This window comes from Nostoc sp. NMS4, assembly GCF_017115095.1.
GTDB lineage: Bacteria > Cyanobacteriota > Cyanobacteriia > Cyanobacteriales > Nostocaceae > Nostoc.
Genome location: NZ_JABXKI010000233.1, coordinates 1 through 3260, shown reverse-complemented (window position 1 = coordinate 3260; position 3260 = coordinate 1). Strand labels below are relative to the sequence as shown.

At 43.7% G+C, this 3260-nt stretch carries 4 protein-coding genes; 2 read left to right on the top strand and 2 right to left on the bottom strand.

Translation table 11 applies throughout. From position 1 onward, the window contains the following. Positions 1-193: 193 nt before the first annotated feature. On the top strand, positions 194-517 hold the full coding sequence (locus HWQ37_RS20710; protein ID WP_292750376.1) for a thioredoxin family protein: 324 nt from the start codon (positions 194-196) through the stop codon (positions 515-517). Here HWQ37_RS20710 and HWQ37_RS20705 read toward each other — a convergent pair. Both HWQ37_RS20705 and HWQ37_RS20700 read right to left on the bottom strand, forming a co-directional pair. Further along, positions 504-737, bottom strand: coding sequence for a hypothetical protein (locus HWQ37_RS20705; RefSeq protein WP_292750374.1), 234 nt, complete (start codon positions 735-737; stop codon positions 504-506). The two genes, HWQ37_RS20710 and HWQ37_RS20705, sit on opposite strands and share 14 nt — an antisense overlap. A gap of 117 nt (positions 738-854) precedes the next feature. Further along, positions 855-2705, bottom strand: a complete 1851-nt coding sequence (locus HWQ37_RS20700; protein WP_292750372.1) for a S8 family peptidase — start codon at positions 2703-2705, stop codon at positions 855-857. Between the two features lie 119 nt (positions 2706-2824). On the opposite strand from HWQ37_RS20700, the gene HWQ37_RS20695 reads away from it, so the two are divergent. Next, the gene (locus tag HWQ37_RS20695; RefSeq protein WP_292750370.1) at positions 2825-3259 is read left to right on the top strand and encodes a hypothetical protein; all 435 of its coding nucleotides are present in this window, start codon (positions 2825-2827) and stop codon (positions 3257-3259) included. Position 3260: the final 1 nt, after the last annotated feature.

The window sequence follows — 3260 nt, the reverse complement described above, 5'->3', positions numbered from 1 at the left end:
TGTAGGTTGGGTGGAGGCTTTGCGTAACCCAACATCCTGATATGTGTTGGGTTGCGCTCCGCTCCACCCAACCTACGTATAATGCACTGGCTGTGGGTTTCAGCCTGAAGTTGACACTAATGGCCAGCTATATGGTAATATTTCATGGCATTATGCTAAAAAACTTTGCCTAGAATCAAAGAGTAGCCAACCCATGAGTTTAGCTGTAATTAAGTTCTCTTCAGAAGAGTGCGGCATCTGCCACAAAATGTCTTTTTATGACAAAAAAGTGGCTGAAGAACTGGGTTTAGAGTTTATCGATGTAAAGATGCAAGATACGACTGCTTACCGCAAGTATCGCAAGATTTTATTAACTCAATATCCCGATAAATCAGAAATGGGATGGCCTACTTACATCCTCTGTAATTCTCCAGAGGGGGAGTTTCAGATTGTGGGTGAGGTAAAAGGAGGTCATCCCAAAGGGGAGTTTAGAAGCCGTCTGCAAGAAGTTCTGAGTTCTACAGCTAATCAGAACTAATTACTTCAAAAGATTTGACTTCTAGGACAGGGCCAATCATGGCAATAGTCATGACATCTTCGCGCACCTGTCCTTTTACTTTTGCTTTTTGTCCGGCTTTGAGTAACTCTTTGTCAGCCCCTTTGGGGATTTCGTAAGTAACGCCGTCTTCTGTAACGAATGCCCATGCGCCTGTGCCAATGTCACGGCGTTCAATTGTACCTGTAAGTGTGATGCTCATAACAGTGCTGAGTGCTGAGTGCTGAGTGCTGAGTGGGGGAGTTAGGAATGAGGAGTTAGGAGTTAGGAGTATAAAAATTCATTCCCTATGCCCAATGTCCCATTCCCCACTCCCAATTTATGCAATTTTCTCTTCGTTTTTCAATGCTAAACGAACAAGTCCATAACAGATTAGGGCATTGATAATCAGGAAGAGGCGTGCTAGATTACCACTTCCCAATCCCCAAACTGCTGGCTCGAAAAATGCACTTGTAGTTAAGCACGCAGCTACACCTAAAGTTGAACCAATGGCAAACCATTTCCAACTCGGATGTCCCAGTAGCAATGCCATTAATGCAATGGGAATCAGTACGCTGGCAAATAAGGGATTCAAGGCATCAGTTCCCTGGAGGGTATTGCCTAGTTCGGGAATTGAACTGCCCAAAACCCGGAAAGGCCATTGGGGAAGATCAAAAATATAGATTCCCTTGAGGAAGAATAAACCAGAACTACCGGCAATTAGTCCACTGGATAAAGACCAACTCCAAGTGAAGGGGAAATAAACCCGTAAAAACCAAGCTAGCAGATAGGAACCAACTACCATTAAAATCTTGGGTAAGAGTGCGATCGCACCACCATCAATCCAAAAGCCGGGGTTAAGATAGCCGCTATCCCTTAACCACCGGAAGAAATCTGGAAAACTGATTTGTCCGCTAAAGGCTAGTTTGACTGCTGCTTCTGCATTGAGTTGTCCAGCGCCATAATAGTTCAAACCATCATCCTGAATCACTCGCGCCGACTGCTTGAGGACTTTTAAAACTTCATCTGGTTCTTTGATGCCAGCAGCTTTGATTAATGCTACAACGCCAGCAACGTGGGGAGAAGCCATGCTTGTACCCTGGAAGCCCAAAAATACGCCTTCGCCATTTTCATCGATGGTTTCTTGCAGAATCTTACCAGCTTCACTACCACCAGGAGCAGAGATATCTACCCCAGCACCAAAGTTAGAATAGGGCGCTCTTTCGCCATCTGGGCCAATTGCCGAAACGCCGATGACATAAGGATAACGGGCTGGATAGCTTGCTCCATTGGTGTTTTCATTTCCGGCTGCGGCAACAATAACTACACCTTTTCTATGGGCATACTCAATCGCATCTTTCATCAACTTGCTTTCACCGCCACCACCCAAGCTCATATTAATCACATCTGCGCCTTTATCAGCCGCAAATTTAATCGCTTCGGCAATATCGGCAACGGTACCACCGCCTCCTGAACTGAGTACCTTTAGCGGCATCAGACTGGCTTCGTAGGCAATTCCGGCGACACCATATTTGTTATTTGTGGCTTGGGCAATAGTTCCAGCAACATGAGTACCGTGGCCGTTATCGTCTGTGGCTTCTTCTCGGTCGTTTACAAAATCATAGCCTTTGACGAATTTTGTCTCATATAAGTCACGCACCTTGGTAATCCCGGTGTCAATGACTGCGACTGTGATGCCACTGCCTTTAGTTTGACTCCATGCGCCTTCAATACCGATTTTATGCAAGTTCCACTGCTTGCTGTAATATTGGTCATTAGGGCCAGTTAATGAAGGACTTGTTTCTTCATCTTCTTGGGGTGTTAAAAATTCACCTAGCCAAGCGGGTTTACCTGGTTGGGGAATCGTGTTGTAGATATAGTTTGGTTCAATGAATTCTGTAGCTTGGGCAAACTGAGATTTTTTCAGTTCTTGGAGCCGTTGGCGATCGCCCTTGATAATATAGACATGATCTTTTTTGGAAAACTTGTTGTCAAATTGGGGTGTAACGTTGTATTGTTTGGCGATCGCTTGCACATCCTGTTCCACCACAAGTGATGGAATATCTTCCCGAAAATCAAGCAAGATCGTCTCAAACTCTCCTTTACCTGCCAATCCCTGGAAATTCAGGAAACCAAATATGGCAGATCCTAGCCCAATGACAAACAAGCACAATAATATAAGTTTTCTCATATTAACTCATCACCGCTTTTTGCCAGTTTTCCCACTACCATAACTTATCTGCATCCCTTGTTGGTAGATTTTGCACTTTTAGTTACAAGTTTTATTCAGAAATCAGGATTTTTTTAACGATGGAACGTGGTCTTTTGTGGTTGCCTCTGTTAGTAATGTTTTTCTGGTTAGCTTGGCAAGGCTCGAAGGAGTATCAAAAAGTCGAAGCTTATCGCGTCTGGGCAGAGCAATTTGAACGGGCTAAGTATGATATTTATGCTGTATTGGGTCAAAAAGGTAACAATATAACTTGGGGAAAACCCACGCCTCAAGGGCCGATTAAACTAGAAACATTTTCTTTGCTTGATATCAAACAAATCCAAGTTTTAGTAGATGAAAAATTAGTAGATGTAAACAATCCACCTGAAAAAGGTCGTTCGATAGAATTAGAATTTCTATTTTCCGAATCTAATAACTCAGTGCGGGTTCCGTTTACAGAAATCCCTTTGGCAACAGAATGGGGTAAGTTTTTGCAGAGGCTATTACAAGATTTGCGATCGCAATCACAGCAGTAGT

Bases quoted from the DNA above. Each gene is read 5' to 3' on its own strand.
- HWQ37_RS20710 (WP_292750376.1), top strand. From the start codon at position 194: ATGAGTTTAGCTGTAATTAAGTTCTCTTCAGAAGAGTGCGGCATCTGC.
- HWQ37_RS20705 (WP_292750374.1), bottom strand. From the start codon at position 737: ATGAGCATCACACTTACAGGTACAATTGAACGCCGTGACATTGGCACA.
- HWQ37_RS20700 (WP_292750372.1), bottom strand. From the start codon at position 2,705: ATGAGAAAACTTATATTATTGTGCTTGTTTGTCATTGGGCTAGGATCT.
- HWQ37_RS20695 (WP_292750370.1), top strand. From the start codon at position 2,825: ATGGAACGTGGTCTTTTGTGGTTGCCTCTGTTAGTAATGTTTTTCTGG.